This window comes from Anaeromyxobacter oryzisoli, from assembly GCF_022690765.1.
Taxonomy (GTDB): domain Bacteria; phylum Myxococcota; class Myxococcia; order Myxococcales; family Anaeromyxobacteraceae; genus Anaeromyxobacter; species Anaeromyxobacter oryzisoli.
Genome location: NZ_JALCZA010000067.1, coordinates 1 through 25,504, shown reverse-complemented (window position 1 = coordinate 25,504; position 25,504 = coordinate 1). Strand labels below are relative to the sequence as shown.

General features: G+C 72.3%; 22 protein-coding genes and 1 pseudogene. 7 read left to right on the top strand and 16 right to left on the bottom strand.

What is annotated here, in order from left to right:
• Positions 1-92 precede the first annotated feature (92 nt).
• Entirely contained in the window at positions 93-788 is a 696-nt protein-coding gene (gene ric, locus MNZ27_RS17825; protein ID WP_242395452.1) for an iron-sulfur cluster repair di-iron protein, read from the bottom strand.
• A 116-nt stretch (positions 789-904) separates the two neighbouring features.
• On the opposite strand from ric, the gene MNZ27_RS17820 reads away from it, so the two are divergent.
• Positions 905-1,918, top strand: coding sequence for a sigma-54 interaction domain-containing protein (locus tag MNZ27_RS17820; RefSeq protein WP_242395451.1), 1,014 nt, complete (start codon positions 905-907; stop codon positions 1,916-1,918).
• Positions 1,919-1,934: 16 nt separating this feature from the next.
• Here the strand turns inward: MNZ27_RS17820 and MNZ27_RS17815 are convergent, their stop codons facing one another.
• Entirely contained in the window at positions 1,935-2,693 is a 759-nt protein-coding gene (locus tag MNZ27_RS17815; protein ID WP_242395450.1) for a DUF3108 domain-containing protein, read from the bottom strand.
• Positions 2,694-3,015: 322 nt separating this feature from the next.
• Between MNZ27_RS17815 and MNZ27_RS17810 the strand changes: the two genes are divergently transcribed.
• On the top strand, positions 3,016-3,378 hold the full coding sequence (locus MNZ27_RS17810; RefSeq protein ID WP_242395449.1) for a response regulator: 363 nt from the start codon (positions 3,016-3,018) through the stop codon (positions 3,376-3,378).
• A gap of 45 nt (positions 3,379-3,423) precedes the next feature.
• On the top strand, positions 3,424-4,188 hold the full coding sequence (locus tag MNZ27_RS17805; RefSeq protein ID WP_242395448.1) for a TSUP family transporter: 765 nt from the start codon (positions 3,424-3,426) through the stop codon (positions 4,186-4,188).
• 47 nt (positions 4,189-4,235) lie between these two features.
• On the opposite strand, the gene MNZ27_RS17800 is transcribed toward MNZ27_RS17805, so the two are convergent.
• The 6 genes from MNZ27_RS17800 to rsgA all read right to left on the bottom strand — a co-directional run bounded on the left by MNZ27_RS17800 (position 4,236) and on the right by rsgA (position 10,783).
• The gene (locus MNZ27_RS17800) at positions 4,236-4,985 is read right to left on the bottom strand and encodes a hypothetical protein (RefSeq protein ID WP_242395447.1); all 750 of its coding nucleotides are present in this window, start codon (positions 4,983-4,985) and stop codon (positions 4,236-4,238) included.
• Positions 4,986-5,131: 146 nt separating this feature from the next.
• Complete coding sequence (locus MNZ27_RS17795) at positions 5,132-6,268, bottom strand: aldo/keto reductase (protein ID WP_242395446.1); 1,137 nt, start codon at positions 6,266-6,268, stop codon at positions 5,132-5,134.
• 225 nt (positions 6,269-6,493) lie between these two features.
• Positions 6,494-7,045 carry a hypothetical protein gene (locus MNZ27_RS17790; protein ID WP_242395445.1) on the bottom strand — a complete coding sequence of 184 codons (552 nt, stop codon included), beginning with the start codon at positions 7,043-7,045 and terminating at the stop codon, positions 6,494-6,496.
• Complete coding sequence (locus tag MNZ27_RS17785) at positions 7,042-7,374, bottom strand: hypothetical protein (RefSeq protein ID WP_242395444.1); 333 nt, start codon at positions 7,372-7,374, stop codon at positions 7,042-7,044. Before MNZ27_RS17785 ends, MNZ27_RS17790 begins: the two co-directional genes overlap by 4 nt.
• Before the next feature lie 427 nt (positions 7,375-7,801).
• Positions 7,802-9,259, bottom strand: coding sequence for an HNH endonuclease signature motif containing protein (locus MNZ27_RS17780; RefSeq protein ID WP_242395443.1), 1,458 nt, complete (start codon positions 9,257-9,259; stop codon positions 7,802-7,804).
• Between the two features lie 468 nt (positions 9,260-9,727).
• Complete coding sequence (gene rsgA, locus MNZ27_RS17775) at positions 9,728-10,783, bottom strand: ribosome small subunit-dependent GTPase A (RefSeq protein ID WP_242395442.1); 1,056 nt, start codon at positions 10,781-10,783, stop codon at positions 9,728-9,730.
• A 489-nt stretch (positions 10,784-11,272) separates the two neighbouring features.
• Between rsgA and MNZ27_RS17770 the strand changes: the two genes are divergently transcribed.
• Positions 11,273-13,519, top strand: a complete 2,247-nt coding sequence (locus tag MNZ27_RS17770; RefSeq protein ID WP_242395441.1) for a M1 family metallopeptidase — start codon at positions 11,273-11,275, stop codon at positions 13,517-13,519.
• Positions 13,520-13,869: 350 nt separating this feature from the next.
• Here MNZ27_RS17770 and MNZ27_RS17765 read toward each other — a convergent pair whose 3' ends face one another.
• The 3 genes from MNZ27_RS17765 to MNZ27_RS17755 form a co-directional block, all read right to left on the bottom strand.
• Positions 13,870-14,499 (bottom strand): hypothetical protein, encoded by a 630-nt coding sequence (locus MNZ27_RS17765; protein ID WP_242395440.1) that lies wholly within the window; start codon positions 14,497-14,499, stop codon positions 13,870-13,872.
• 380 nt (positions 14,500-14,879) lie between these two features.
• Positions 14,880-15,362 carry a hypothetical protein gene (locus tag MNZ27_RS17760; RefSeq protein ID WP_242395439.1) on the bottom strand — a complete coding sequence of 161 codons (483 nt, stop codon included), beginning with the start codon at positions 15,360-15,362 and terminating at the stop codon, positions 14,880-14,882.
• Positions 15,359-17,212 (bottom strand): glycoside hydrolase family 15 protein, encoded by a 1,854-nt coding sequence (locus MNZ27_RS17755; RefSeq protein ID WP_242395438.1) that lies wholly within the window; start codon positions 17,210-17,212, stop codon positions 15,359-15,361. Before MNZ27_RS17755 ends, MNZ27_RS17760 begins: the two co-directional genes overlap by 4 nt.
• Positions 17,213-17,522: 310 nt before the next feature.
• On the opposite strand from MNZ27_RS17755, the gene MNZ27_RS17750 reads away from it, so the two are divergent.
• The 3 genes from MNZ27_RS17750 (at position 17,523) to MNZ27_RS17740 (ending at position 21,937) form a co-directional block, all read left to right on the top strand.
• Positions 17,523-19,586 carry an AsmA family protein gene (locus tag MNZ27_RS17750; protein WP_242395437.1) on the top strand — a complete coding sequence of 688 codons (2,064 nt, stop codon included), beginning with the start codon at positions 17,523-17,525 and terminating at the stop codon, positions 19,584-19,586.
• 709 nt (positions 19,587-20,295) lie between these two features.
• Positions 20,296-20,835: a hypothetical protein gene (locus MNZ27_RS17745; protein WP_242395436.1), complete on the top strand. Its 540-nt coding sequence runs from the start codon at positions 20,296-20,298 to the stop codon at positions 20,833-20,835.
• An 844-nt stretch (positions 20,836-21,679) separates the two neighbouring features.
• Entirely contained in the window at positions 21,680-21,937 is a 258-nt protein-coding gene (locus MNZ27_RS17740) for a hypothetical protein (protein WP_242395435.1), read from the top strand.
• A 216-nt stretch (positions 21,938-22,153) separates the two neighbouring features.
• Here the strand turns inward: MNZ27_RS17740 and MNZ27_RS17735 are convergent, their stop codons facing one another.
• From MNZ27_RS17735 to MNZ27_RS17715, 5 genes and pseudogenes are all read right to left on the bottom strand, one after another.
• Complete coding sequence (locus tag MNZ27_RS17735) at positions 22,154-23,167, bottom strand: MBL fold metallo-hydrolase (RefSeq protein WP_242395434.1); 1,014 nt, start codon at positions 23,165-23,167, stop codon at positions 22,154-22,156.
• Between the two features lie 51 nt (positions 23,168-23,218).
• Positions 23,219-24,030 (bottom strand): IS5 family transposase gene (locus MNZ27_RS17730; RefSeq protein WP_408629696.1). Its coding sequence is split into 2 segments (ribosomal slippage): positions 23,219-23,700 and positions 23,700-24,030, totalling 813 coding nucleotides; the frame shifts between segments, so codons are not numbered across the junction.
• Between the two features lie 109 nt (positions 24,031-24,139).
• Entirely contained in the window at positions 24,140-24,484 is a 345-nt protein-coding gene (locus tag MNZ27_RS17725) for a HigA family addiction module antitoxin (protein WP_242395432.1), read from the bottom strand.
• Positions 24,485-24,497: 13 nt separating this feature from the next.
• Positions 24,498-24,791, bottom strand: a complete 294-nt coding sequence (locus tag MNZ27_RS17720) for a type II toxin-antitoxin system RelE/ParE family toxin (RefSeq protein WP_242395431.1) — start codon at positions 24,789-24,791, stop codon at positions 24,498-24,500.
• Between the two features lie 517 nt (positions 24,792-25,308).
• Positions 25,309-25,504 (bottom strand): annotated as a pseudogene (locus tag MNZ27_RS17715) (IS3 family transposase); the annotation flags it as partial.

The window sequence follows — 25,504 nt, the reverse complement described above, 5'->3', positions numbered from 1 at the left end:
CGCCGCGAGCGCGCCGACCCGCCCGGCGACGTCCTCCAGGCGGCCGCGCAGCGCGGCGCGGACGCGGCGGAGGGACGCGGTCGCGAGCCCGCTCAGCACGGCGCACCCCCCGCGCCAGCGAACCGCGGCATGAGGACGTGGTTCTCGAGGTGCACGTGCCTGAGCACGTCCGCCTCGAGCGCCTCGAGCTCGTGCATCACGACCCGGTAGGTGTTGCAGCCCCACTCCGGGGTGGTGAAGCCGTCGGTCAGCTCGCGCAGCCGGGCGAGGAGGCCGCCCACCGCGCGGTGGTCGTCGAGCATCTCGTCGAGCTCGCGCCGCACGGTCGCCGCGTCCGGCAAGGGCGCCAGGAGCGCGGGGAAGACGACGGCCTCCTCGTGATCGACGTGCGGCCCGAGCGTCTCCGCCAGCTCGCGGAACGTCTCCTCGACCGCGACGAGCTTCGCGTTGCGGCCGCCGTGGACCGACGCGACCTTCGCGACGAGCGGCCCCAGGTAGGGGAGCTGGCTGCGGAGGTACCCGTGGTGCCGCGCGACGATCCGATCGATCAGGGAGGCGGTCGGGAGCGCGCGCGGATCCCCCGCGTCCTCCCGGCCGTCCGCCGGGAGGATCGCCTCGAGCTCGGCGAACACCGCGTCGGGGTCGAGCCGGCGCTCGCGGCAGGCCTCGGGGACGGTGACGTTGCCGTGGCAGCAGAAGTCGATCCGGTGCTTCTGGAAGACGCGCGCGGCCACGGCGTGAGCGGTGACGATCTGGGCGACGGTGGCGCTGCGGTCGAGTCCGGTCATGTTCCTTGTCTCCTCTGGCCGGAAGACCAGAGCACGTCGCGTGCCACCCCCCGGAAGCGCTGGTTCGGCGGGTTGTGACGGGCCGCCGCGCCCGTTACGCATCAAGTTGGAACAGCATGGAACGGCGCGACGCCACCCCACCCCACGCCTGCGAGGTCTGCGGCCTCGGGACCGTCGTCGAGCGGATCAGCCGCTCGACCCACCTCGTCGCCGAGAGCCCGGCCATGCAGGCGGCCCTCCGCCGGGCGCACGACTTCGCCGAGTCGGACGCCCCCGTGGTGGTCCTCGGCGAGAGCGGGACGGGCAAGGAGGTCGTCGCCCGGGCGCTGCACGCGAGCAGCCCGCGGAGCGCCGGCCCCTTCGTGCCCGTCAACGTGGCGGCGCTGCCCGCGGAGCTCCTCGAGTCGGAGCTCTTCGGCCACGTCCGGGGCGCGTTCACCGGCGCGACCGCCGACCGGGCGGGGCTCCTCGAGGCGGCCGACGGGGGGACGCTCTTCCTCGACGAGATCGCCGAGATGCCGCTGCCGCTCCAGGCCAAGCTCCTGCGCGCGCTGGAGGACGGGGAGCTCCGCCGGGTCGGCGACACGCGGCCGTTCGCCGTGGACGTCCGCTTCGTCTGCGCGACGCACCGGGACCTCGAGCGCGAGGTCGCGGCCGGCCGCTTCCGCGAGGACCTCTACTACCGGCTCGAGGTGCTCGTGCTGCGCCTCCCGCCGCTCCGCGAGCGGCGCGAGGACATCCTCCCGCTCGCGCGGCGGCTCCTCGCCGCCGAGCGGCGGCCCGCGGGCGGCCTCGGCGCGGACGCGGCGCGGCTGCTCCTCGCCTACCGCTGGCCGGGCAACGTCCGCGAGCTCGGCAACGTGATGCGCCACGCCGCGGCGCTGGCGCACGGCCGCGAGATCCTGCCCGAGCACCTCCCGGAGAGCGTCCGCGCGGACGCCGGCGTGCCACGCGGGGGCGGCGGGGGGGAGCTGCGGACGCTCGCCGAGGTCGAGCGCGAGCACGTGCTCCTCGTGCTCGAGCGCTGCGGCGGCTCGCAGACCGAGGCGGCGCGCGTGCTCGGGATCGGCCGCAACACGCTGTGGCGCAAGCTCCGCGCGCTCGGCCGGGACGACCCGCGGCGGCCGTGAAGGCGGGCGGGGCCCGTCAGCGGGGCGCGGTCTGCCCCCGACCGACGTCCGCCGCGGCGGCCTCCTCCTTGCCGGGCCGGTAGGCCGACAGCTCCGCCTCGGCGCGCCCGATGGCGAAGTCGGTGCTCAGGCGCACCACGATCCGCCGCGCGTCGTCGCTGAACCAGACGTACGTCGGGTTCTTCTCGCTGAACTTCCCGGTGAGGCCGGTGGGCACCCGCACCTTCACCGTGGAGAACTCCCCGGCGGGCGTCGACACCTTCTCGCGCCCCTCGACGGTCGCGGTCACGCGCGACACCTTCCGGCCGAACAGGACCGGGAACACGTGGTTCGTCCCGGGCTCGAGCGAGCGCGTGCGGAGCTGGAAGACGAGCGCGACGAAGTCCACCGTCCCCGGCGGCACCGTGATGTCGTACGTGTTGTCGTACTTGCCCTTCTCCCGGACGGTCGCCCGGTTCGACTTGCGATCGAACCGGGCGGTGTCGGTGTGGCGGTACCCGGGCTCCACCGCGTCGAGGGTGAAGAGCCGCGGGAGCCCGGTGTTCACGTCGAGGACGCTGGAGAGCTGCTCGCGCACGTCGATCACCGCGGCGGCGCCGGTGGTGCGGGCGAGGAGCATCACGGGCAGGAAGCCGCCCTCCGGCCGGCCGACCGCGATGCGCGCCCGTCCCATCGTCACGCCGAGGTAGTCGATGGAGAAGTCCATCTGCTCGTCGGGCGCGTAGGGGACCGCCGCGGCGAGCGAGAGGGTGAGCGCCAGCATCGATCCGAGCACGCGAGGGACCTCGAGCCTGCGGACCGGCCGGGAGCGCTCGACGGAGCGGCGCCGGCCCGCGATTCGGGAGAGCCTAGCCTGCCGCCGGGAGAGTCGCCACTCGGCATTCTCCGCTCCCTGTAGCTCCCTGGACCTCGCGCCCCGGAGAGCGGAGCGCTGCGCGAGCGCGCCTCGCCTCCTCGCGCACCGCGCCCGCACTCCGACCACACCGCCCCTCCGCCTGCGAGGGGCCGGCCGCCGGCTGTGGCGCGGCGTCTCGTCTCCCCTCGTGGGACCATTTCTCTTTCGCCCGGGTCCGGTATGGTGCACGGCCACTCTCGGCATGACCAACGGCGCCCCCATCCTCGTCGTGGACGACGACACCGACCTGCGGGAGACGCTCGGCGAGCTACTCTCCGAGGAAGGGTACGAAGCCGTCCTGTTCGGCAACGGGCGCTCCGCGCTCGAGTTCCTCCGCGACGGCGGCGAGCCCCGCCTCATCCTGCTCGACCTGATGATGCCGGAGATGAACGGCTGGCAGTTCCGGGAGGAGCAGCTCAAGGACGAACGGCTGCGGGACATCCCGGTGGTGGTGATGACGGCGGGCCGTGGCTTCGACCTGAGCCCGGTCACCGCGCGAGAGGTCCTCTTCAAGCCCATCGGCCTGGGGCAGCTCCTGGACGCGGTCGAGCGGAACGCGCGCTGATCGCCTCTGATCGCCTCCGCACGGCTCGCGTGGTACGACGCGGGCGTGCCGGAGCTCGAGCTCGCGCGAATCGCCGTCCTCGCCGCCGTCGCCTTCGCCGCGGGCACTATCGACGCCGTCGCGGGCGGCGGCGGGCTCCTGACGCTCCCCGCGCTGCTGTGGGCGGGGATCCCACCGCACCTCGCCCTCGGGACGAACAAGGGGCAGTCGGTCTTCGGGGCGTTCGCCGCGCTGGCGCGCTTCGCGCGCGGGGGGATGATCGACGGGGCCCGCGCCCGCGTCACCTTCCCCCTCGGTCTCGCCGGCTCGCTCGTGGGGGCGACCCTGGTGCTCGCCGTCCCGCCCGCGGCGCTCCGGCCGCTCGTCCTCGCGCTGCTCGCCGCCGCGGCCGCGTTCGTCGCCTTCCGCCGTCCGGGCGCCGCCCGCTTCGCCGACGCCCCGCCGCCGCCACACGCGGCGCTGCGAGCCGCCGGGATCGCCGCCGTGATCGGCGGCTACGACGGCTTCTTCGGCCCGGGGACCGGCACCTTCCTCATCGTGGCGTTCGTCGCTCTCCTCGGCGACGGGCTCGCCCACGCGTCGGCGGACGCCAAGGTCGTGAACTTCGCCTCGAACCTCGCCGCGCTGACCCTCTTCGCGACGCGCGGCACCGTGATCTGGCGCGTGGCGCTCCCCATGGCCGCCGCCCAGCTCGCGGGCGGCTGGCTCGGCGCGCACCTGGCGATCCGGCGGGGCGACGCGCTGGTCCGGCGCGCGGTGGTGGCGGTGTCGCTCGCGCTCGCCGCCAAGCTCGCCCTCGACCTGCGGTGAGGACGCGCGACCGCGCGCCACTCGACCGGCGGCGGCCCTCGTCATCATCAGGCTCGAGGCTGCGGGGCCGGCGGCACCCCGGCCGACGGCCCCCTCGCGCGCTCCCGTCCGGCTTCGCGCAGCGCGCCCTCGGCGCGGCGCTTGAGGTTGGTGAACTGGCGGGTCTGCATCACGAAGTGGGCGGGCTCCCAGAAGAGGAACCCGAGCACGGCGGCGAGGAGCCGCGGCCGACTGACGCCATGGACGGTGGCGATGAGCCGCGTCCGACCGCCAGGCAGCTCCTCGAGCTGGAACGCCCACACCGAGTCGGTGAAGGAGCGTGGCCGCGGCCCCGCCGAGTCGCACTGGCGACGGCCCGACGTGAGCACGCGCAGGGCGAGGAAGCGCTCGGGCTCGACCGCGGCGACGTCGAACCAGTACCTCCCGTCCGGAGTGGCCGGCAGGCGCTGGCCGACGGAGAGCGACTGCCACTCCGGATGGATCCGACGCGCGCTGGGCTTACCGAAGTGATCGAGACGATCCCAGCTGTACCAGCCCGCTCGGCCGTACCCCATCTGCACGAGCCACGGCCATACCGCCGAGGGCGGGGCGTCGATGGTGACGGCCATCGTCGAGCCGCGCTTGGCGTCCGGGATGATGTCCGCGCCCGGGAACCGTCCCCGGATTTCATCCGGCGTCGCGCCCCATCGGAGCATGCGCGGGCGGACGAGCAGCGCGTACGCCACCGTGGCCAGACCGAACCCCATGCCGAGCTTCGCCGCCATCAGGACGGGCTTCACGCGTGTGAGGATGCGCACCCCCTCCCGACCTCGGCACTGGCCGCAACGCGAGGGCTGCATCGACCGGGTGCGCGCCGGCTCGCGCTCGGGCACACCCGGACGGCGGCACCGCATCCTGCGCCGAGCGCGCGTGCGGAGACGGTCCTCCCCGTCCCCGGGCTGCTTCAGGCGCTCGTCAAGTACGCGTGGGCCTCCTCCAGCCGATCGGGGATGGCGATCGACTGCGGGCACATCGACTCGCAGGCGCTGCAGCGGGTGCACTGCTCGGCGCTCCCGCCCGTCCTCACCACGAAGATGTCGTAGTGCGAGGCGCCCAGCTTCCTCGAGTCGAACATCTTGGCCGAGTTGAAGGCGGAGAACGTGCCGGGGATGTCCACGCCGCTCGGACAGGGCAGGCAGTAACCGCAGCCGGTGCAGGGGACCGCCATGCGCGCCTTGTAGAACGCCTTCACCTCGTCCACGCGGGCGAGGTCCTCCCGTCCGAGCGGAGCGGCCGTGCTCGCGGAGGCCACGTTGTCGCGGAGCTGCTCGACGGTGCCCATCCCGGAGAGGACCGTCACGACCTCCGGGAGGCTCCAGACCCACCGCAGCGCCCAGCTCGCGGCGGACCACCCACGCTGCGAGCGATCCCAGATGGCCTGGACGGCCGGCGGGACCCTCGCCAGCGAGCCGCCGCGGACCGGCTCCATCACCACCACGCCGATCTTCCGCTCCGCCGCGTAGCGCAGCCCGGTGAGGCCCGCCTGGAAGCTCTCGTCCAGGAAGTTGAGCTGGATCTGGCAGAACGCCCAGTCGTACGCGTCGACGATCCGCTCGAAGTCGGCCAGGGCGCCGTGGAAGGAGAACCCCAGGTGGCCGATGCGGCCGTCGGCGAGCGCGCGCTCGAGGTTCCTGGTCGCGTGGAGCCGCTCCATCTCGGCCCAGCGGTCCCCGCTCAGCGCGTGCAGCAGGTAGAAGTCGATCCGATCCGTCCGGAGCCGCTCGAGCTGGGCGTCCAGCAGCCGGTCGAAGTCCGACTCGGCCTTGACGTCCCAGACCGGGCACTTGGTGGCGAGCTGCACCTTCTGCCGCCATCCGCCGCTCAGCGCCCTGCCCAGGAACTGCTCGCTCTGGCCCGAGTGGTAGACCCAGGCGGTGTCGAAGTAGTTCACCCCGGCGTCGATGGCCTCGCGGGCCATGACGGTGGCGGCCTCCTCGTCGATGCGAGCCGGATCGCCGCCGATGACCGGCAGGCGCATCGCGCCGAAGCCGAGGGTGGAGATGCGCAGGTCAGGGAACTTGGGGAAAGAACGATATTGCAAGCGAGGAGCTCCGGTGCGGTGCGGCCCCGCGCTGATCGCGGAGCTGCGCGGCTCGAGACGTGTTCATCGACGATCGCACAGAGTACCCGAGTTTCCGCCTCTCCTCGGGCTCGGAGAGACGATCGGGACGCGGTGCGGCATGCCACGTTCTACGATCGAGGAGGTGGGCTCCGAAACGAGCGGAAAACGCATGGGCCGTTCGGGAAATCTTCACGATTCCGAGGATCACCTCTCCGCCTCCAGCGCCCGCGCCAGTGCGCGGGCGTGGTCCGCGCATGGGCGGGGACTCTTCCTGTCCGTCTCGGCGAGCGTGTTGGAGAACCACATCACGCAGCTCGGCCGCACGCAATGGCCCAGCCCGAACGTGTGGACCAGCTCGTGGACGGCCTCGGTGCTGGCGCGCCGCTGCAACCGGCGCGCGTCCTCCGGTCCCACGTGCAGACGAGCCGTCGAGAAGACCGCCACCCCGCGCTCCGGGTCGGCTTCGCCGAACACGAAGTTGAGCTGCGGCGCGTACAGATCCACGCCGACGACGCCCAGCAGGCGCAGCCACCCCGGATCCTTCACGGCGGCGAGCTCGTCCAGGATCGCCGTCGCGCGGAGCTGGCCGCGCCGCCGCGAGAAGCCGTGCGCCGGGAGCGGGAGCCCCTGCGCGAAGACCACGCCGCGCCCCAGCGCGGCTCGGATGGGATCCGCGAGCGAGGTCATGAGCGCCGCGTCGACGTCTCCGACGGCGGCGAGCGCGATGGGGCGGAGGCGCTGCGCCCCGGAGCTCATCGCGACACCTCCTCGATCGTCGAGGCCAGTCGATCCAGCGTCACCGGCTTGCGCACGACGCGGCACCACGGCCCGGCAGGCTCCTCGAGCAGCGCATCGGCGAGCAGGAGGGCCCTGGCCCGCTCGTGCCTGGAGAGCAGGAGAGCGAGGAGGCGGGCCCCGGGCTCGTCGAGCGCGTCCTGGTCGATCAGGATCGCCTGGACCGGGGCTCGCTCCCGCTCGACCGGGCGGTACAGGAAGGCGGTGGGCACGTCCGGGGCCCCGACGGCGTCGTAGCCCCGCTCCAGCAGCTCGGCCCGGAGCAGCACCCGCAGCCAGTGATCCGGCATGACGAGGAGGACTCGGGGCGCCGGCGATCCGCCTGTGGCGGGTCGATCGCTTTGCGGCTGCGGCTGGCGGCCGGGGAGCACGATCCATCATTCGACACGCGAGCCATCGTCGCCAGCCGCCGCGACGGCGGCCGAGGGGCACCGCGCCCTGACCACGCGGCTCGCGAGGCGCTCGCGGCCACCGCTCGCCGGGCACTCGCTCGAGGCGACGACTGCTCACGGTGCCGAAGACGCGGGCCGACGATTCATGGCGCCACCCGCTTGCGTTGAGCGTCGCGAGGCACACGATGCCGTCGCCGAGCGTGGGCACACGACGACCGAGCAGCGCAGGCGTGCCTGTTGGCACGTCGAGCAGCACAGGGAGGAGTCTGCCCCGCGCAGGCAGGCAGCGTGCGCCGCAGCAGCTCAATGCGAGTGGGTGTCGCCATCAATCTCCCTCCCACGGGGCCGTTTGCGTCTGGCCGAACACGACGAATGCGAGCGGGAACCGGATCGCGGCCCAGTCCGTCGGCTGTAGCCAGAAGCCAGTCGTGCCCCTCGGGTGAAGAGTCCGTTGGATGGCGAAGTAGTCGTAAGTGAACAGGCCGTGCAGCAGCACCCGGTCGCCCCTGAACCCGCCGCCCTGGGCGAGGGCCTTGTCAGCGTCACTGGGCGCGAGCGTGTACAGCTTGAGCGTGACGATCGACTGACCGTCCGCGCTGACCCTCGCGATCGCCGAGTGTCCATCCCCGACGTCCCGGATCGTCTTCGCGAGAAGGTTCTGGACCTCGACGATCGCGAAGTTTCCACAACGACCGCCCTCTTCGCGGAATACGTACAGCTTCTGTCGCTGGTCGTAGCGAACGAAGAGCTTGCGATCGCCGATGCACGAGGCCGCGGTGGACGGAGAGATCGCGCGCATCCCCGGGTACACCGTGAGCATCGATCCGAAGTCGAGTCGGGTCTGACCGCAGGTCATCCCCGTCGCCGGATGGACCTCGAACACGTGATTTGGGTTCGACGCGCCCGATGCACCGGATGCATGCTCGGTGAAGATCCGCGGGTATCCCCGTATGTCGCATGTCGATCCCACGACCCCATCGAACAGCGACATCCAGTCGCCCCGGCCCCCCGCAGCGCTCGGCGCGTTCTTGCAGACGTTCGGCGGCTCCGACACCACCGCCTCCGGCCACCCCAAGGTGCCGCGCTCGAGTTGCCCGGCGACATGCAACTCGCAGTCATCCGATAGCTTGTGCACGCCCGAGTGATCTCCGAGCTTCAGCCTCAGCGTTGGCTGGATCGAGTGGCCGCTCTCCAACCGCTGCAAGAACTCCGGGGAGATCGCGAAATCATATGCCGCGCCCTCGGCGTCCGTGGGCGCCGCCGGCTCGCTGGCGACGGGAGCCGTGCTCGTTCGCTCTGCGCCCACGAACGTGATCGCGTCGAGCATCCGCCGGTACGCGGAGTACCAGTCCTCTGCGATGGCCTGCTGCGCGTCCACCAAGGACATGACGCCATCGCACACCTGCCTGTGCAGCCAGTTCTCGAGACGATCCTTCTCTCGAGCTCCGGGCTTGGGCTGGTACGGCTGCGGCCACAGGTTCGCCGGGTCGTTGGATCCCCCGAGCTCGAGCGAGATCAGGTGATCGATCTCGACGTACGCACCGGTGCATCGTTCGGCGGGGACCCTGTACTCCTCGCAGACCTGCTTCTTCACCGCGGCAGGAACGTTCCTGACGGTCCTCGTGTACCCAGGCGTGCAGAGCTCTCCGATGCTCACCGAGAGCGTAGCGCCTGGAGTCGTCGCGAGATCGTTCAGGTTGGCGGGGCCATCCATCCGGTACTCTGCTGCTCGTACCGCCATTCCGAGCATCGCGAAGACGATCGAGACGTGAAGCCTGCGCATTCGCGACCTTCCTTTCCGCTCGAGGGCCTCCGATCACGCGCGCATGTTGTTGGTGCCCCGACCTGTGACGGCCTCCGCGACCACCGCCTGAACCTACGGAGCTCGTAGACAAAGTCCTCGTGCCAGCTGCTCGAAATCGTGGGCTCGCGCGGAAGCGGCAGCCGGTGCGAGACGCCCCGCCCTCGTCGTCGCCGCGGCCTACGCCCTGACCTGAACGACCGTCACCGCTACGGGGTCCAACGATTTCTCTTTTGCGTGGCGGCTCGAGCTGCGGCCCCGCGTCAGCGCGCGTGTACCCCCGCCCCGATGGCGACACCCACTCGCCTCGAGCTGCTGCGGCGCACGTCCTGCCTGCGCCGGGCAGACTCCTCCCTGCGCTGCGCGCGTTCGACTCCCCGCGGCTCCGCGCGCCGGAGCCTGTCGTGAGCGGAGCCGCCGCCCGGGCGCGGAGTCGAACGGAACGGAGCTTCACCCTCGGCGCCGCCGCTCGCGCAACAACCGGCGCAGCTCCTTGGACACCGGCTTCCACCGCGCGCGCTCCGCCCGCGCCGCGCCGCCCTCGCGCCGCTCCGCCTGCCGCGCGAGCTCGAGCGCGAGCTTGCGATGGCTCTCGACGCGCGCGGCGTCGATGCGCCCGTCGGCGATCGCCTCCCGGACGGCGCACCCGGGCTCGGCCGCGTGCGAGCAGTCCCGGAACCGGCAGCGCGCCGCGATCGCGGCGAGGTCCTCGAACGTCGCGTCGAGCCCGCTCGCGTCCCAGAGCCGCAGCTCGCGGATCCCCGGGCCGTCCACCAGCGCACCGCCGCCGGGCAGAGGGAACAGCTCGCGGCCCGACGTCGTGTGGACGCCGCGGTCGTCGGAGGCACGCACCGGCGCGGTGCGCTGCGCCTCGCGGCCGAGGAGCGCGTTCGTGAGGGTGGACTTCCCCGCGCCGGAGGGGCCCACCAGGACGCCGGTCCGGTCCGGAGCCAGGAGCGCCGCGAGCGCGGCGACGCCCTCGCCCGTGAGCCCGGACGCGACCTCGACCTGGACGGCGGGCGCCGCGGCGCGGGCCTCGGTGAGCGCGGCGGCGAGGTCCTCCGCCCGGTCCGGCTTCGTGAGGACGATCACCGGCTCCGCGCCGCCCGCATGCACCGCCGCAACCGTCCGCTCGAGGCGGCGCGGGTTCGAGCCCTCGTCGAGCCCCTGCACGACGAACACGACGTCTACGTTGGCGACGAGCACCTGCTCCGCGGTCGCACCTCCCGCGACGTTCCGGGAGAGCCAGGTGCGGCGCTCGAGGACGCGCGTGACGGTGCGATCGAGCCCGGGGCTCGCGACGACGAAGTCGCCCACCACGGGGAAGGCGCCCTCGGCGCGCAGCCGACCCGGGACGACGACCAGATGGTCGCCGTCCGGGAACCGGACGAGGAGGCCGCGCCCGCGATCCGCGACCGCGCGGCCGACGAGGGAGGACCCGAGGTCCTCGAGGGAGAGCTGGGAAGAGAAGAAGGGACCGAAGCCGATGAGCTCGGGATGGACCACGTCGTACCTCGAAAGCGCGAGTGACGAACGGGATCCGCGCCCCTCGACGGGGCTGACCGGATCCGGACGGGCGCGTCACCTGCCGTTCGGCGGGCGGACGCGACGACTCGGGCTAGCGGGCACGATCCACACGTCCGGAATAGAACGAAACCGGATGCGCGGGCAAGCGGCGCATGCGGAACGCCCCGACCGATACCCGACACCGGATCGAGGCGTCCTGCCGGAACAGCGAGCCCTTCCCTGACGTCATCTCGAGCTGCAGCAGACGGCGCTCGTCTCGAGGGACCCGAGCCGCGTCACGTGCATTTGCTCACCGTCACGCAGGGCGGAGAGGTCACCGCGTTCACGGTCGAGAACCCGTGCCTCGTCTGCATCATCGCAGCGTGAATCGCGAGGGCGCTCGCCACGTGACGGATCGCACCTTGCGCCATCCGCCGCCGCCGGGTACGTGACGTCGTTGGGCCGGCAACTTCGGCCCGAGAGGAGTCCATGCCCGACCTGCATCGTGGGATCGCCGCCGCGCTCGCCCTGTCCTGCGCCTGCGCGCACGTCGCGCGCCCGACCCCGCCCGCCGCGGCAACGCCCGCGCCCGGCGCGGCGGCGGCGCTCTCGCCCGTCCACCACGACGTCCAGGTGACGCTCGTCCCGGAGCGCGGGCTGGTCCTCGTCGAGGACGCCGTGACGCTCTCCCCCGCCCTCCGCGCCCGCCTGAGCGACCGCGTCGTGTTCTCGCTGCACGCCGGGCTCTCTCCAGAGCGCGTCGGCCCGGGGGAGCCGCTCGGCCCGGCGCCCCACGGTCCGGCCCTGCGCGACGGCGGCGAGGGCGCCGAGGGACCGTCGCCGGTCCCCGTCGAGCACTTCGCCGTTCCCCTCGCGCCGGGGGAGCGGCGCTTCACGGTGCGTTACGGCGGTCCCATCGCGCACCCCGTCGAGGAGCGCGGCGAGGAGTACGCCCGCAAGATGGCCGAGACGGCCGGGCTCGTCTCCCGTGACGGCGTGATCCTCTCCGGCGCGACGCGCTGGCTGCCGCTCCTCTCCGACGATCTCGTGACGTTCACCCTCGACGTCCGCGTCCCGCCCGGCTGGGAGGCCGTCTCCCAGGGCCGGCGCGCGCTGCACGAGCGCGGCCCAGGGGAGACGCGGGTCCGGTGGGACAGCCCCCAGCCGCAGGAGGAGGTGGACCTGGTCGCAGGCCCGTACGTCGAGCGGACGCGCACGACCCCGGGCGGGGTCGAGGTGATGACCTTCCTGCACGAGGACGACCCCGCCCTCGCCGATCGGTACCTCGCCGCGGGAGTCGCCGACCTCGGCCTCTACGACCGGCTCCTCGGACCGTACCCGTACGCCAAGTTCGCCCTGGTCGAGAACTTCTGGGAGACCGGCTACGGGATGCCGTCGTTCACGCTGCTCGGCCCGCGCGTCCTCCGCCTGCCGTTCCTCCTGCGCTCCAGCTTCCCCCACGAGATCCTCCACGACTGGTGGGGCAACGGCGTGTTCGTCGATCCGTCGCGCGGGAACTGGAGCGAGGGGCTCACCGCCTATCTCGCCGACCACCTGTTCGCGGAGGCGGACGGTCGCGGCGCCGAGTACCGGCGCACGGCCCTCCAGCGCTATGCGGACTACGTCGGCGAGAACCGCGACAGCCCGGTGCGCGCCTTCCGGGAGCGCCACGACTCGGTGACCCAGGCCATCGGCTACGACAAGGTGCTGATGATCTTCCACATGCTCCGCCTGCGGCTCGGCGACGATCGCTTCGTGGCGGCGCTGCGGAGCTTCTACGCCGGATACCGGTTCCGGGAGGCGAGCTTCACCGAGCTGGCCGGGGCGATGAGCGCCGCCGCCGGGGAGGACCTCGCGCCGTTCTTCGCGCAGTGGGTGGACCGGGCCGGCGCCCCGACCCTGCGCGTCGAGGGGGCCCGGCTCTCCGGGGAGGGCCGCTCGCGCGCCGTCGAGCTCACCCTCGCGCAGACGCAGGCCGGCGAGCCCTTCGAGCTCGAGGTGCCCGTCTTCCTGACGCTGCCGTCCTCGCCGGAGGCGGTCCGCCGCGTCGCGCGCCTCTCGACGGCGCGGGCGAGCGTGTCCATCCCGATCGCGGAGGCGCCGCTCCGGGTGGACGTCGATCCGGAGTTCGACGTGTTCCGGCGGGTGGACCCGGCCGAGCTCGCGCCCGCCCTGAGCGGCGCGTTCGGCGCGGCGCGGCGCGTGCTCGTGCTGCCCTCCGGGGCGCCGCCCGCGCTCGCCGCCGCCTATCGCGCCCTGGCGGAGAGCTGGAAGCGAGCCGGGACCGAGATCGTGTCCGACCGGGACCTCGCGGCCGTGCCGCTCGGAAAGTCGCTCTGGGTCCTCGGCTGGGAGAACCGGCTCCGGCCCCTGGTGGCCGAGGCGCTCGCGCCGCACGGCGTCGCGCTCTCGGACCGGGAGCTGCGCGCCGGCCGGCTCGTCCTCGCGCGCGCCGATCGCGCCGTTGCCGCCGTGGCCCGCAGCCCCGCCGATCCGGAGCAGGTGATCGCGTTCCTCGGCGCCGACCGGGCCGCCGCGCTGCCCGGGCTCGCCCGCAAGCTCCCGCACTACGGCCGCTACGGCCTCCTCGGGTTCGAGGGCGACGAGCCCGACAACGTCGCCAAGGAGACCTGGGCCCCGCTCGCCTCGCCGATGGCGGTCGGGCTCGCGCCCGGCGGCGCCCTCCCGGCCCGCGCCCCGCTCCCCCCGCGCGCGCCGCTCGCCATGCCGCGGTGAGCGGGGGGGGGGCGCACTTCGACGGCGCGCTCGAGGCCCACCCGGACGGCTTGGTACGCGATCGGGACTTTCACGGCGCCACCCGCTTGCGTCGCGAGGCACACGATGCCGTCGCCGAGCGGGGCACATGACGATCAAGCAGCGCAGGCGATTCGAAGCCCCGTTCGCCCTGAGCGTAGGCGCGCGCTGCGCGCCGGAGTCGAAGGGCGAGCAGCGCAGGGAGGAGTCTCCCCGCCCAGGCAGGCAGCGCGCGCCGCAGCAGCTCAAGGCGAGTAGGTGTCACCATCAGGCAGCGAGGCGCAGGGCCGCCGCCGCGGCGGCGGCCCTGACGCTGCCCTGGACGCCCGGTCCTACTTCGGCGGCGGCGGCACGAGGCAGAGCTCGCACCCATCCGCGGAGCACACCAGGAGGTCGCCGCTCGCCTTGATGTGGAACTCGACGGCGCCACCGTTGACGTTACCCGAGCCGTTGTTGCTCCCCATCGGCGTCACCGTCGGTGTTCCGACGCCGTTCGCCTCCGTGAACTTGATGAGCGTGCCGTTCGCGAACGTGGACGTGCCGATCTGTTGCGTCGCGCCGCACACGAACTCGCCGTCCTCGAAGGTGATTCCCGTGCAGCTGAACAACGTGACGTCGAGATTCCCGGCGAGGCAGACACCGGCCGCATTGCGCGTGCCGACCGCGAAGAACCCGTCCGGGTTGAACCCGGCGTTGCTGGCGTTCGTGGTCGGGAGCCGACCGAGCGTGCACGCCTCCGCCGATCCCGCCGGCGGAATGACCTGTCCGTGAGGGTTCACGCACTGGACGCAGCATCCAGGATGGGCGGCAGCCGGTCGCGCCGCGACGAGCAGGGCCGCCGCCGCCAACGCGGCAAGAAAGGAGCCGAGCCGGGTCCACCCACGGCTGGATGAGACGTTCCGTGTCCGAGACAGAATCATCGCATTCCCCCCAGTAAACGCAGCGCGCACGTGGCCCACCATGAGCCGCGGAATGTACGCTAAGCGTGAACCGCCGCGCCGACACGTCCTTCGACGAGGTAGACCGTTGGCGTGGAGCATCCGGTGCGAACCCGGATGCGTCGCCCGCCCCGCCTCGCATCCCAGCCGACCGAAGGGGGACCGACCCTGAACCATCCCCTCGTTTGAGCCCCAAGGCTTCACGGTGGATGTGCTGGAACGACGCGAACGGCGGCGCTCTTGGGAGCGGCGACAGTGCTCCGCCTCCAGACCATCGTCTCCCGCGAGCTCGCGAGCGAGGCCGCCGTCGTCACCGTGGGCGCGCACGGCGTGACCTGGACGACGACGCGGCATTTCGCACGGCTGCACGCCCGCTCCCCGGGCGCATAACCGGGTATTCACGCTCAGCTCGGCGCGACCCGATAGAACGCCCCCAGGATCCCGCCGAAGACGAGGTGCGCCGCGAGCGCCGTGAGCGGCGTTCGCACGCCGTAGTTCAGCGCCAGGAACCCGGGCGGCTCGAGCTGCCGCGTGACGCTCGGCCCCTGCTCCTCGCTCGCCATGCGCGGATGGAGCCCAGGCAGGATCCGCATCCCGGCGGTGAGCACGAACGTGGCGTGCACGAAGCCGATCGCGGCTCCCAGCCAGAGGGTCGCCCTGCCCCACGCCTCGAACGCGGCGACGTACAGGAGCGAGAACATCCAGCCGTTCACGACGTGCACGGCGAATCCGAGGAGCTTCGCCCTGTCTCGGCTCGGCGTGAACATCGTGCCGAGCATGTACGGCAGGTTCATCCGCGTGAGCCGCAGGCCTTGGCTCGCCGCCATGATCGAGGTGAGCACGAGGGTCGCGACGAATCCCCACAGCAGCCAGCTTCCGAAGCTCATCGCCGGACCTCCGCAGCCTCCCGCGTCTCGCCGATCTCGCGCGAGAGCGGCTCCTCACCCCTGATACGCTGCTCGAGCGAGAGCGCCGCGTTGATGAGCCCCACGTGCGTGAACGCCTGCGGGAAGTTGCCGATCCCCTCCCCGCTCTCCGGGTCGATCTCCTCGGCGAACAGCCCCACGTCGTTCGCGAACCCGCACAGCCGCTCGAACGTGGCCTGCGCCTCGCCCGCGGACCCGGCGCCCAGGGCCAGGACCTCCGCTCCCCAGAAGCTGCAGATCCCGAACGCCCCCTCTCCCTGAGAATCGCCGCTGCGGTACCGGAACAGGAGCCCGTCCCGCGCGCCGAGCCGCTCCCGGATGCGCCGGTAGGTCGCGCGCATCCGCGCCGAGCCGGCATCCTCGTACCCGTACCAGGGGATGAGGAGCAGCGCCGCGTCGAGCTCCGCGCCGCCGAGGCGAGAGGCGTAGCTCCGGAGCTCGGGGTTCCACGCGCGCTCCTCGACCTCGCTGCGGATCGCGGCCCGGTTCCGCTCGAAGTGGTCGACCGGCGCGCGCCCGATGTGTCCCTTCCGGTGCAGCTCGAGGAGCCGGTCGAGGGCGGTCCAGCACAGGACGCGCGAGTGGGTGTTGTGGCCCGTTCCGGAGCGGGGCTCCCAGATCCCCTCGTCCGGTCGCTGCCAGTTCCGGCACACGTACTCCCCGAACGCGCAGAGCATCCTCTGGGTCTCTCGATCGAGCGTCCCCCCGCTGCGTACGAAGTGAGCGACCGCGTCGATCACCTCGCCGTAGACGTCGAGCTGCAGCTGTCCCGCGGCGCCGTTCCCGATCCGGACCGGCCGAGAGCCGCGGTGGCCGGCGAGGTGCGGGAGCGTACGCTCCGGCGACGGCTGGTTGCCGTGCACGTCGTAGAGGACTCTCAGCTTCGGCTGGGTGAGGCGCGTCGAGTGGAGGAGCCAGCTCACGAACGCGTCCGCCTCGTCGCGGAACCCGAGGCCGAACAGCGCGCGGATCGTCAACGCCGCGTCTCGGAGCCAGCAGTACCGGTAATCCCAGTTCAGGTCCCCTCCCACGCGCTCGGGGAGCGAGGTGGTCGGCGCCGCGACGACCGCGCCCGAGGGCGCGTAGACGAGGAGCCGGAGCGCGAGCGCGCTCCTCACCACGGCGTCGCGGGCCGGACCCTGGTAGCGGAGCTGCGCCGCCCAGCCGCTCCACCAGCGGATGGTGCGCTCCAGGGCCTCGCGCGAGGGCACCCCGAGCGGCTGAAGGATCGTAGGCCACTCGCTCGCGAGCGTCAGCGAGAGCTGGCACTCGTCGCCCGCTCGGAGGAGGATCCTCCCGGCCGCGCGCCCGCGCTCCTCCTCGATGCGGAGCGCCAGGCCGGCCAGGAGCGTGAGGAGCCCCGCGCGAGTCTCGACGCGGACGCCGAGCTTGCCCGCGTCACGGAGCCGAGGCCGCTCCCGGCCGTAATCGGGTCGCGGCTCGAAGACCGTCTCGACCTCGACCTCGCCGCGCTCACAGGTGGCGATGCGGAGGATCGCGTGGTCGGGGAGGAGCAGGCGCCGCCGCTCCTCGTCGGACGCGACCGGCATGAAGTCGGTGAGCACCATCGTGCCGGAGGGCGTGACGAAGCGTGTCTCGAGCACGTTCGTGTCCGCGAGGTACCGGCGCTCCGACCGGAATGGCGACGCGGGCGCCACCGTCCAGCGGCCCGCTTCGTCGTCGAGGACGGCCCCGAACACGCTGGGGCTGTCGAAGCGCGGCCAGCAGAGCCAGTCGATCGAGCCGCGCCGCGACACGAGCGCCGCCGAGCGCCCGTCGCCGATGATCGCGTGATCGTGGATGCGCTCCACGCACCCTCCTTGGGGGTCGGCGCCCTGCCTCCCCGAATATCGGTCTGGCGGCACCGCGGTTCATCATGGTCTCCGCCCAGCCAGCGTGCCGCCGTTCGCTCCTGAGGCCAGCCGCGCAGGGCGCGGGCGTCCGTGATCCGCCGCGGCGCTGCGAAGACATGTCTGGCGGAGGACGACTCGTCGTAAGTTCGGCCGCGCCTGAGCGTCTTCCCGTGCTGTTACGAGCCGCGCGGGAGCCCGTCGAAAGGGCGAGTGGGCGACGGGTTGCGTCTTCGCCTGGGCGACCCCATGCTTTCGGGGTGGAGGTCCCATGGCGGATCGTCCATGGCGCCTGGCGCGCAGGATCGGGCTGGTTGTCGGGGCCCTGGCCGGCGCTCTGGTCCTCCTCCTCATCGCCCTCGTCCTGCTCGTCGACTCGGGCGCCGTCACCCGCCGGGTGACGGAGCTGGTCCTGCCCCGTGCCTCGGCAGCGCTCGGCCGCGACGTGACGGTGCGCGGCGCGCGGCTGGGCGTGCTGCCACACCCGCACGTTCGCTTCGACGGCCTCCGGGTCGCCGGCCGGCCGGGCGAGCCCGCGCTCGCTGAGGCGGAAGCGCTCGACGTGGAGGTGGGGTTCTGGCCGCTCCTCCTGTCGCGCGGCCGCGAGGTCGACATCCGCGCCGTCTCGCTCGTTCGACTCACCGTGAATGTGGTGCGCGCCGCCGACGGGAGCTGGAGCTTCGAGGGGCTGGGTGCGCGCGCCGCCGGCGCCACGCCCCTGGAGACGAGCGGCGGTGGTCGGGATACGGCGGTGGCGGTGCGCGAGCTCCGGATCGAGGACGGGATCGTCCGGGTCGTGGATCGGAGCGCCGGCGCGGAGGCAGCAGTGGCCGCGCTCACCAGGCTCGAGCTGCGGGCGAGCGGCATCGGCGCCGGTCGGCCGCTCAGCCTGCGGTTCGCGGCAGCGCTCGCGAGCGACGTCCAGAACCTCCACGCCGACCTGAAGGTTTCGGCGCTGCCGGCGACGGTGCCGGGCGCCGTCGTCGACTGGCCCGCGGTGGAGGGCTCCCTGCGCCTGGTCGGGCTCCCGCTCGAGCGGATCCGCGCCCTCCTCCCTGGCGCGCTCGGCCACATCGTGCGCGCCGGCAATGCCTCGCTCGATGCGACCGTCACCACCGCCGAGGGCGCCTGGCGGCTCGACGGCCACGGCGACCTCGCTGACCTCTCGCTGCGCGGCCAGCCCGCCTCCGGCCACTTCCGGGCCGCGGCGGCGCTCCCTCTCGCCCGCCTGGCGGGGGGTCGGATCGACCTGACCGACCTGGTGGTGCGCGGGCCCGGGGTGGAGCTCGGAGGTCACGCGCGGGTGGAGCTCTCGCCACTGCGCGTTTGGTTCGTCGTGACCGGGCCGCTCCTCGACCTCGACGCGGTGATGGGGATCCTGCCGGAGCAGCAAGCCGCGCCCGCGGCTCCGGGGTCGGGCGACGGCGGGCTCCTCCCCTCCTCGCTGCGGCGGCAGGTGGCGGCGGCGCAGGCGAGCGGGACGGTGGAGGTCGGGACCCTCCGGGCCGGTCGGGTGGAAGCCACGCACGTCAAGGCGCGCGCGACGCTCCGCGGCGGCGTGATCGTCCTGGAGGACTTGCAGGCGGCTGTCTTCGGCGGGCGCATCTCCGGCGCGGGGACGCGGATAGACCTCGCCGCACGGGAGCCGGCCTGGCGGCTCGTGGGCCGGTTCTCCGGCCTCGACCTCGCCGCCGCCACGAAGGCGCTCTCCGGCGACTCCCCGCTCGCCGGCGCGCTCGGCGGCACGCTGGACGTGAAGGGAACGGGGACGGCGTGGGCGAAGGTCCGGGAGAAGGTGAGCGGGCTCGTCGAGTTCGCGATGAAGGAGGGCGTGCTCACCAGCGGCGACCTCGGCGCGCCGGTGCTCGCGGCGGTGGCCCAGGCCCTTCACCTGCCCGGTCGTGGCGGCGCGGCCGGGCAGGTGGCCGGCGGCGGTCGCACGCCCATCCACGACCTCGCCGGGAGCTTCACCGTGCGGGACGGCTTCCTCACCACCCGCGCGCCGGTCCGATTCCGGGCGTCCTTCGGCGACGTCCATCTGGGCGGGCGGGTCGGGCTCGCCGGCCAGCTCGAGCTCTCGGGCACCGCGGCCGTGCCCTGGAGCGCGCTCACCGGCCAGCCCGCGGCCGCAGGACGGCCGGCGACGCTGGACGTGCCGCTCCGGGTGGGCGGGACGCTCGAGTCACCCTCGGTGAACGTGGATGTCAGGGCGGCGCTGGCGGGGGCCGCGAGCGGCCAGGCGAAACGCGCCACGGGGGCGGTGCAGGGCGCGGCAAAGCGCGCCGGCCGGCGCGCGCTCGACGTGCTGAAGGGGCTCGGCGACCGGTTGCGGTGAGGGCACTACACCGCGCGACGAATCCCCAGGCTCCGTCGAAGGGCGGGCTCGAGCACCGCTGCAGCTCGTGGCAGGCGCGAGCGCCGCCCTCGACCGCCTCGCCTACGACGCCCACCAGATCGCCATCGCCGGCGAGAGCTACAAGAGCGATAGCGAGCACGCCGAGGACGGAGGCTCAAGCCGAGTCCTCTGCCGACCAAGGGCAATTTGCGCGAGCCCGACGATCTGCGCGTCGTGCTCGCCGAGGAACGCTGGCTCGCGCAGGCCTTCGGCGCGAACGCGGGCTCGATCCCGAGGCGGCTCCCGTGGTGAAGCACGCCAGGCGGGCGGGACAGGTGAGCCTCTCGCCGGGCGGGGCGGGCGAAGGGTCCAGGCACATCCGCGGCATCGGGGCGCCCTGACAAACTGACAACGCCGTGGACTTCTCCGCGCGCTCGATTGCCAAGGTGGCAGCAACGGCGCGCGCCGCGCGCGGCATGTAGCCGGGCCCGCAGTCATTCACGCATGTTCTCCGACGGTGAACACTGGCACCCCCGTTGCAGCAGCGGCGTGCAGGAGGAAACAAACGATGCGACGTTTCGCCGCTCTCGCTGTGCTCGCGTTCACACCAATCGCCGCCGTTGCCCAGCCCGCCCCGCCCCCCGCAGCCGCCGCGCCGGCATCGGATGCCCGGTGGTCCCTCGGCGCGGGTATCCAGCTCTTCACCTTCATGACGACCGCGCCCATCTCGGCCAGCATCTTCAGCCCGAGCGCAGACATCCCGGTCGTCAACGCGTCGCTCGAGCGGCGGCTTTCGGAGCGCACCTGGCTCGCGATCGGCGTCGCGGGAGCGTTCGAGCGCCGCCGGGCGGACGTACCCGACGGCACGGCAGGGATCAGCCGCGTGGACGGTCGCCAGGTGTTCCTCACGACCGGGATCCGCCACGTCGTCACCGCCCCGGGCGCCCCGGTGGACGTGTCCGTGGTCGTCGCCGCCGAGGGGGGGTACGCGACCGTCGACGAGCGCTTCGTCTCCTTCCTCACGCCGACGAAAGAGGAGCTCATGGCCTGGCAGGTGGGCACGAACGTCGGGATCGCGGTCGATCGCGAGCTCACTGGCGGCCTCTCGCTCCGCGTGGCGACCCCGCTCGTCGGTGCCACCTACCAGCGAAGCCGGACGCGGTTGAACGGGGAGCCGAGCCGGACCGGAAACGATCTGTCCGCGCGCGTGCTCCTCGCCCCGCGGCTCGAGCTCCGGCTCGCGTTCTAGGGCGCGGCCGCGCCGGCGACGACGAAGAATATTCCGGGTCCGGCGGACACCGCGCCGCGCAGGCGGGCCGTTGCGGGAGCGGCGTCGCCTGAGCCCAGGTGGACCTGTCGAACGCGCCGGTCGCGCTGGTCGCGTTCGGCAGCCTCGTTCACCGAGACGCCTCGCGGTGTTCGCGGTCCAATCGTCTGCGACGACGGTGGAGTGGTTCCCGCCGAGCGTGAAGAGGTAGGTCGTCGTGACGCGGCTCGGATCCTTGATCGGCACGACCACCGCCGCGAGCCGCTGGGCCGCGGCGGGGAGCGCTTGCCCGGCGCTCCAATCGATCTTCGCCGGGCTGAAGGTCACGCCCCCGAGCACGAGGAACGGCGTGGGCGCTTGTCCCGCTCGGCGTGGTCGCCTTCACGTTGTACCGTGCGGATTCCGGCCAAGCCGAGCGAGCTTCAGGAGCCTGGCGAGGACCGGCGGCGCAGACAGGGACGCCCTCGATATGATCACGCACCCGAAGCCGGTGACGGGCCAGTTCTACTGATGGTACGAACTGATGGGGCCGCACATGTGCGAGGCCGTGCGCGCGATCGGCGCGGCGGCCTGGACCGCGGCGACGGAGGCCCCGCTCCCGCCGAGGTTACAACCAGGGTGACGGTCGAATGGACGACCAACGAAATACCCCCGACAACTCTGGAGTTGTCGGGGGTCGAACTGGAGCGGGAAAAGGGATTTGAACCAGGCGTAATTCCTGGGTTTTCGCGGCTCCACGAAGCACCGGACTTACACTCACAGAGCTCCACAGACGCTCGCCGCCATTCACGGACACGAGCAGACGGGGCTCGGGTCAGCGCGCGAGGTGGACGAGTACCACGTGTCGCCAAACCTCATCCGCCAGCTGCACCAGGGATACGCCGTCGTCCAGATGAACGCGCCGGCGACGCTCGACCTGGTGAGGCTCGACCATCTCGAAACCTCCAAGTTCCCACCGTACTCGCCGCCGCTGCAGGACCACGCGCCGTCGACGGGGCTCGACCTCAGGAGGCGCGCTGCTCGGCGCGGGCCGAGTTCGCCGAGCACGAGCGCGCCAGCGATGATGTCGTTCGAGGGGGCCTAAGAGCGTCTAACAAAACTGCTGCCGAAGATCGCTGCGCGGGTGGACGGGCTCCTACACGGCGTGATGCGGCCCTGTTGAGGAGGCGCTCATCCAGAATGACCGGCTCTCGCGTCCCAAGTACGCGGATTCGGATCGAGTCCCGGCAGGGTCGATGTGTGCGCCGTGACGCTCCGCGACGACGGCCGCGCTGAGTTGTGCGCCGCCGGTGCGGCCTCATCAACCACCGAGCGCGTACGTCGATCCCACCACGCTCGGCCCATAGCGCCCGGGCGCGAAGGCCTGCGCCAGCGCCGCCTTGGCGCGCCAGCCCGTGCAGTGACCCGGGGCGACGAGGCGCGGCCGGATGCCGTCCCGCAGGTCGCGGACGGTTGCCTCGATGCGCGTCTCCATCGCCTTGCCGCTGAGGTGATACCCCCCGAGCACCACGTCGATGGGCGCGCCCGGGAACTGGGCCTGCGCCCCGAGCGCCACGTTGACGACGCCGGCATGCGAGCACGCGGAGAGCACCGTCACCCCTCGATCGCGCACGTGGGCAGCGACGAAGCGCTCGTCCAGGATGAGCGGGTCCTCGCGCCCCGCGTCGCCGTGGAACGAGTGGTGGCCGACGAGGCCCGTCTCGTAGGATGTGACACGGGCGATCGCCCCGCTCGCGAGGAAGAAGCCGTCGCAGAGCGGGTGCGGGTCGGCGCGGCGAGCGATGCGGCCGCCCGCGGCCTCGATGGCCTCGAAGGTGGGCTCGGGAGGGAACATGATCATCGTTCCTCCCGGCAGGAGGATACCGCGCTGATCGGGGCGGTCGGGGTGAAGATCGACGAGCGGAGGCGGGGCCCCGGCGCTGCGCCTTGCCTCGGCCACAGCGGCGACGACAGCGGGAAGCGCGCCGCTGTGGTCGAAGTGCCAGTGCGACAGGAAAAGGAGTTCGATCGCCGCCAGATCCACGCCCAGGCGCGCGGCGTTTCCTAGCCACAGGTCGGCATACGGGCCGACGTCGAACAGCATGGTGCGCTCCTCGCCGGCGCGCCGACCGGTGACGAGCACGGAGAACCCGTGGCCAGCGCAGCAAAGCCGGTCGAACACGACCTTGCACGGGTGGCCCTCGTGGGTGCGGCTCGTAGGCACCCGGGCCAGGTGGTGCACGGCCTCCGGCATCTGCGGCACGCCCTCGGCGACGCTCGACAGCGTGTCTGTCTCGTTGTCGACCATGATGAGCAACTTCAGATCGTCCAGCATGGCTCACCCCGCGTGTGCGGAGGACCGCCGCGGCCCCCGCTGCTGCCCTACTTAGAGAGGTTGACAGAACCTCTCCACGAATTTGAACGAGATGAGCGCGCAGCCGATGCGGAGGAAGGCGCGGTGGATGTCGGGCCGGCGCTCGTAACGGACGGCGAGGCGGCGGAATCGATGAAGCCAGGCGAGCGTCCTCTCCACGACCCAGCGATAGCGGCCGAGTCGCTCGCTCGACTCCACCCCGCGTCGCGCGATCCGCGAGGCGACACCCCGGTCCCGGCAGGCCCGTCGGCAGCGCGGGAAGTCGTAGCCTTTGTCGGCGTGGAGCTTCGTCGGCCGCTTGCGTGGAGGTCCACATCGACCGCCCACGGGCCGCACGCTGTCGAGCAACTCCTCAAACCGCTTGGAGTCGTGCTCGTTCGCCGGGCCGAGTTGGATCGCGAGGGGAAGCCCACGCGCGTCTACCAGCACATGGTGCTTCGAGCCCGGTTTGCCGCGATCGGTTGGATTCGGGCCGGTCTCGTCGCCCCCCTTTTTGCCGGCACGCTCGAGGCGTCCAGCGCGGCACGCGACCAGTCGATGGCCGATGCCGCGTTCAGTTCCTCGAGCAAGACCTGGTGCAGCTTGCGCCACACCCCGGCCTCGTTCCAGTCGCGCAGCCGACGCCAGCACGTCATGCCGCTGCCGCAGCCCATCTCCTGGGGTAGCATCTCCCAGGGGATGCCGCTCCTGAGAACGAAGAGGATGCCGGTCAGAGCCGCTCGGTCCGGAACCGGAGGCCGCCCGCCCTTCGGACTGCGCCGCCGCTTCGGGAGCAGCGGCGCGATCCGCGCCCACAACCCGTCGCCCACCAGCGCCGCCGCCACGTCTCCCGTGTACAACGGTGCGATCTCACGTCCAGTTTCAGGCTGCGGTTTTGTTAGACGCTCTAAGTCAGCCCACGAATCCGATGAGCGACGACCCGGGCCAGGCGGCTCACGCGGAACGATGGCGGCTCGCCCCGTGGACCGCCGTCCTCGGCACGCGCGCCGCGACGACGCTCCCCTTCCCTTTCGCCGCCGCCCGCTTCCTGAGAGCATGCCAGAGGTCGTAGTCGGCCTGGAGCCCCATCCAGAACTCTGGCGTCGTATCGAGCGCCTCCGCGAGGAGGATGGCCGTCTCCGCGGTGATCCCCCGCTTCCCGTTGATGATGGTGTTCACCCGCTGGATCGGAACGCCCATCCGCGACGCGAGCTCGACCTGCGTGACGCCGCGAGGCTTGAGAAATTCCTCGAGCAGCATCTCGCCGGGGGCAGTCGGGGGTCGGTTCTTCGGCAGCATGGTGGTCCTCACCTCAGTGGTAATCGACGATCTGGACGTCGCGCGCATCGCTGCGCTCGAAGCGGAAGACGATCCGGTACTGGTCGTTGATCCGAATGCTGAAGTACCCCGCATAGTGACCCTTCAGGGCCTCCAGCCGGTTGCCCGGCGGGTCGGCCAGTTCCCGCGGCTCCCTCGCCCGGTTGAGTCGGTCGAGCTTCCGTCGCGCCGCGGGCCACAGCCCCGGAGGCAGGCAGCGGCGTGCCGCCTTGCTCCGGTTGCCGTGGAAGATGTCCTCGGTGGCCTCGTCGGCGAAGTCGAGGATCATGGGCACTTATACGTCTTGCACGGGTACTGTGCAACCGATACCCAGCCATGGCGTCTTCCGGCAGTAGTCGCTCCGGACGCGAAATCACGTCGTCCCGATTCACTCTCAGAGCGACGTCGGATAAGCGAGCGTGGACTGAGATGGGACGGGTCATGAGACGCACCAACGGACGTCCGTCGGCTACGGTAGAACGGTTGTAGGTTGTAGCAAGGTCGCCGCGTCCGACGATGATCGCGGTGGCTGGCTGGAAACGAGCTACTCAAACCGGCTCTCACTATCAGCTCCACCGCCGCGACGCACGATGGTGCCGTCGGGACCGGGCACCCACTCGTCCCGGAGGAAGGGAAACGCTCCTTCTCGAACCCGGTCAGGCATGAATGGGTTGTGGACGAAGACGATGTCGTGCCCAGTCTGCGCGGGAGCATTCCAGATCCCCGACTCGCTGAAGAACACGCCGACGAGCGATTTCGCGACCGGGTGCTTCTCAAGCAACGTCGTCGCAACCGGCGATCCTCCCGTCGAGCAGCGTGGCGTAGACCTGGGCAGGCGCGAGCTCCGCAAACCGGGGCTCGTGCAGGACGTCGATCACGGCGCGTCGTTCCGCGGCGCCGAGCGCGCGGTGGCTGCTCCTCTTCGCGCGCGGCGGGCGCGGCTTGAGCGCGCGGTAGTAGGTAGCCTTCGGCAGTCCCAGCGCGGCGCACGACGACGCGATG